Source organism: uncultured Treponema sp., assembly GCF_945873775.1.
Lineage (GTDB): Bacteria > Spirochaetota > Spirochaetia > Treponematales > Treponemataceae > Treponema_D.
Window position 1 is genome coordinate 1 of record NZ_CAMCEC010000045.1, and the last position, 4,382, is coordinate 4,382.

The 4,382-nt window shown below is 37.0% G+C and carries 4 protein-coding genes; 2 read left to right on the forward strand and 2 right to left on the reverse strand.

The genetic code is table 11. From position 1 onward, the window contains the following. Together surE and Q0N70_RS12200 are read right to left on the reverse strand one after the other, a co-directional pair. Positions 1-634, reverse strand: a 634-nt coding sequence (surE, locus tag Q0N70_RS12195; protein ID WP_294017151.1) for a 5'/3'-nucleotidase SurE, incomplete at its 3' end; no start/stop codon positions are given. Beyond that, positions 631-1,803, reverse strand: coding sequence for a galactokinase family protein (locus Q0N70_RS12200; protein ID WP_294017153.1), 1,173 nt, complete (start codon positions 1,801-1,803; stop codon positions 631-633). The genes surE and Q0N70_RS12200, both read right to left, overlap by 4 nt. 54 nt (positions 1,804-1,857) lie before the next feature. Here Q0N70_RS12200 and lnt point away from each other — a divergent pair, with 54 nt between their 5' ends. Continuing rightward, on the forward strand, positions 1,858-3,675 hold the full coding sequence (lnt, locus tag Q0N70_RS12205; protein ID WP_294017155.1) for an apolipoprotein N-acyltransferase: 1,818 nt from the start codon (positions 1,858-1,860) through the stop codon (positions 3,673-3,675). Further along, positions 3,672-4,208 carry a hypothetical protein gene (locus Q0N70_RS12210; RefSeq protein WP_294017158.1) on the forward strand — a complete coding sequence of 179 codons (537 nt, stop codon included), beginning with the start codon at positions 3,672-3,674 and terminating at the stop codon, positions 4,206-4,208. Before lnt ends, Q0N70_RS12210 begins: the two co-directional genes overlap by 4 nt. The last annotated feature ends 174 nt before the right edge of the window (positions 4,209-4,382 follow it).

The following is a 4,382-nucleotide window of genomic DNA, read 5'->3' on the forward strand; positions in this document are numbered from 1 at the left end:
ATTCGCAAAGCTCCACAGTTTCCCAATAACGCCTTATGCAAGGAACGGTAAGTTTTGCTCCCTTGTAATTTTTCATTGCAGGAGCATTTACGTTTACAAAATTTCTGTAATATTTATGCGCCGAATTTAAAACTGTAAGATTTCCGCAGAGAGAAACAAGCTTTTCAAGATTTTTACAGGCAAAGTCGGCAAGATTTTCAAAATATAAAGAGCCGTTTTTGTCTGATTCATCTTTTGAATCTGAATCAATGCTAAGAGCGATTCCTGGAATTCCTGCAAGACAAGCCTGACGCGCCGCACCGCAAGTTCCAGAATAAACAATATCAGTTCCAAGATTCGGACCGTCATTTATACCAGAAACAATAACATCAATTTTTTCTGAAATATAGCTTCCGTTAAGCCCGGAAAGCACACAGTCCACAGGAGAACCTTCCAAATGATAAGAAAGGCGGCAATTTTCTTTATCAACCTTTTTTAGCTCCAAAGGAACAGCAACATTCATCTGGCTTGAAGCCCCAGATTTGTTGAATTTTGGAGCAACTATAAAAACATTGTGCTTTTTTGAAAGAGCCGCAGAAAGAACATTTAAGCCTTCAGCATTAATTCCATCGTCATTAGTAAGCAGAATATTCATATAAGGCGGACTCCATTTGCAGGTTTTACAGAATAGCATTTTGGGGAAAAGCCGAATATTTTTTCGTATTCTTCCAGTTTTTCCTTGTATTTTCCAACATCGCTGTTTCTTAAGATTGTATAGATTCCGCGTCCAAAGCCATTTCCTGTTATTCGGCCGCAGTTCACGGGATTTCTTAAGTCATCGGGATTTTCGTCAAGTTCATGGACTCTTTTTAAAATCCAGTCGATTTCAGGGCAAGAAATATCGTAATCACGCATATTCTGATGGCTTCGGTTAACAGAACGAGCAAAAGAAGCAAAATCGTCCTTTTGAATAGCATTAACACAGTCAAGAACGCATTTATGTTCATTCATCACGCATAAAAGCCGGCGTTTCGTATCTTCAGAAACAACGCTCAAAACTTCATTGACTTCCGCCTTGTCTTCCTCATACTGCCAGCCGCCCAGAACATTCGCCTTTCGCTCCTTAAGCTCGCCTAAAAGCAAAACATTTTCCGGCTGCATAAGGCTGTCTTCGTTCCAAGTTACAATCCTAGGCACAAGAGCATCCGTCAGCAAAATTGTTTTTTCTTTAAAATTGAAAGGAACTAGCTCGCAGGATTTTTTTGCATAGTCGGTAAGAACCAAATTATTTTCCTTTGAAAAAATCGCAGCAAAACTGTCCGCAGAATGATTTGCCGTTCCAAGAAAATTTTTATTCGCCCTTTCTATAACCTGAAGAATCTGCTCCTGGCTGCACTTTAATCCGCAAAGTTCTCTTACAGCCCAGCAAGCGGCAACTTTTACAGCGGTTGTTATTCCAAATCCAGCAGAAGGAAGAATTTCAGAATAAATAGTAAAATTGATTCCCTTTAATTCAAATCCGCCGCTAGAAAATCCGTACAAAATAGATTTTATTGAATTTGCCCATTTATCTTCTTTTTTTAACTTTAGCGAAGAAAGATTTGTATGCTTTTCATCTTCAAGCTGAACAAAATAAAATTTAAATGAAGTGTCTTCCCTTAAAGATGCTGAAACATAAACAGGAAGATTTACCGCCATAGACAAAGTTTTGTCTTTAAAGAACCAAGTATGTTCCCCAGCCAAATGGAATCTGCCCGGAGCAACCGCTACAACTTCCGGCTCCACTCCATATATTTTGCGGTGCGCTTCTCTGACTTTTTCCATGATTCCCTTCCCGTTCGTGTTGATTTTTTCTATATATGACATTAAAATAATACAATGAATCAGCTGTTTTTACAAGTTTTTTGTGCAATCTTTTCTGGAGCAACTGAATCTATTTCAATTTCAAATGAAATTCTTCCGTTTGGTTCTCCGTTGACCGCGCTGTTCTGCCTTTCGCCCTTGTACATTGCAGTCTACAAATCAAAATCATACAAACAGACTTTCTGGCTTTTTTTCATACAGACGCTTACAGTTCACTTGCTTTCAAGCTACTGGCTGGCGAATTTCCACGGATTTGCGGCATTTACGCTCGGAGCAAGCGCATTAGGAACTGCATTTCAAGGCGGATTCTGCGGAATTATAATGCACGTTTTTCCAAGCAAAATTTCAAAAACAGCAAAACTTCAAGAACAAGCAGGACTTTGCCCGTATTTGATTTTCAAAAGAATGCTATGGTTTTGCGCCTGCTGGGTTTTGTACGAATACATAAAATCAACCGGCGCGCTCGGCTATCCCTGGGGAACGCTTTTTATGGCAGCCTACAAATGGAAAATTTTTACACAAATTGCCGACATAACTGGCGTTTGGGGAATAACTTTTATATACGCGCTTTTTTCTTCACTCACCGCGGAAATAATAATGAGCCGCAAATATTTCTTAGACAAAACAAAAGCTAAAAATACAAACAAACAGCTTGCCCAAGCCGCAAAATTCACTGCAGCAATTTTTGCACTTTGCGGAATTTATGGAATAATTCAAATTGCAATTCCTCGCTGGCCAGAAAAACTTTTAAATGCAGTAATCGTGCAGCAAAACATAGATCCGTGGGAAGGCGGAGACAAAAAATCAATTGAAATTTCAAAGAAACTTACAAAAAAAGGAATCAGGCAGCTTTCAGAGCAAGGAAAAGAAACAGATCTCGTAATTTGGAGCGAAGGCGTTCTTTCAAAAAATTTCCCAAAAGCAGCAAATTATTACTCTCATTTTCCGGAAGATGAAAGCCTAAAGGAATTTATAGCCAGCACACAGACTCCATTTTTAATCGGCGGCGGAGTTTCCTTGGACCGAAAAAAGCGGAAAAGAACAAACAGCGCAATTCTTTTTGACAAAAATGGAATTTTTTCAGGATTCTACAGCAAAATTCAGCTTGTTCCGTTTGCAGAGCGGATTCCTTATGCTGAAAATCCAATAATGAATTTTTTAATGCGAAATATTGTCGGATTTTATTCAAGCCTAGCGCCAGGATTTCAATATGCAATTTTTAAAATTCCACTAAAGGAAAATCAGGAATTTGAAACGCCGCTTGATTTCAACAGAGAAAAATCCGCGGAAATAAAACTTGATAAAAACGGAAATTCAATTCAAAAGGAAAGAATAAAATTTTCAGAAAACAATCAGGAAAATCCGCTTTCATTTTTAAAGTTTTCCACGCCGATTTGCTTTGAAGATTCATTTCCTTCAGTCTGCACAAATCTTTTCAAGCTAGGAAGCGAAATTTTTGTAAACATTACAAACGACTCTTGGAGCAAAACGAATTCCGCGGAAATGCAGCATTTTATCGCTTCAAGCTATCTTGCAATCGAATACAGAACAACTCTTTTGCGCTGCGCAAATTCCGGATATTCTGTAGCGGTCAATCCGGCAGGAAAAATTTTATATGATTTGCCTTTGTTCAAAGAAGATTCCATGGGTATTTCCGTTCCGATTTACAAACGGCAAATTACAATTTTTTCAATCATGGGCGACTGGTTTGCATACATTTTGATTTTTGCAGTATTTTCATACATAATTTTTTCCGCAGTAAAAGACAGATTTCTTATAAGCAAAAGAAAAATAAGAAAACTTCTAAAAAAAGCCATAAGGAAATTAAAATGAAAACCATTGCAAAGTTAAAAATTATCCGCGGAAGCACAACAGTTTTCTTTGCCGCTATTATTTTTATCTGCGGATTTTTTCCAGAACTGAACATTCAAGTTGCGGCAGCAGTTCTTTCTGGCTGTATTTTGGGAGGAATCCAAGGAGCAGGCAGCGCAGGAATTTTTATAATCGCACAATTTATTTTCAGCGGATTTTCATTAGAACAAACAGGAAATTTCACAGCAATATTTGCAAGCACATTTATTTCTGGACTTATCGCTTGCTCTCCATCTATAATTGAAAAAAAATTCTCAGCCCAAATATTTTTCAAAGTATTTTTTGGATGCATTGCAGGATTCAGCATTTACTATTTTTTTGAAAGTTTATTCTATAAAAATCTTAACTGGATTTATTTTTTGTCCGCCGACATTTTTAAATGCATTGGAATCATTATCTTCTCAATAGCAATCCGTCCAAAACTAGCCACACTTCTATTCCCACCAAAAGAAACTGAAAAAGAAATTGAAGAACTAATAAAGAAACTAAAATAACCTAATGCCAAGTTTTATAATTTAATGTCATTATCAGGCTTGACAAGATAATCTTTTGTACAAGATTCCTAACTGAATTTTGCACACAAACATCACAGTGTTACTGCACAAAACAATAATATAGAAATTATTTTTTATTGAAAATTGAATAAAACGATTTGAACAGAGCAACTT

Excerpts from the sequence above, each read along its gene's own strand:
- lnt (WP_294017155.1), top strand. The coding sequence starts at position 1,858 with ATGAATCAGCTGTTTTTACAAGTTTTTTGTGCAATCTTTTCTGGAGCA.
- Q0N70_RS12200 (WP_294017153.1), bottom strand. The coding sequence starts at position 1,803 with ATGGAAAAAGTCAGAGAAGCGCACCGCAAAATATATGGAGTGGAGCCG.
- Q0N70_RS12210 (WP_294017158.1), top strand. The coding sequence starts at position 3,672 with ATGAAAACCATTGCAAAGTTAAAAATTATCCGCGGAAGCACAACAGTT.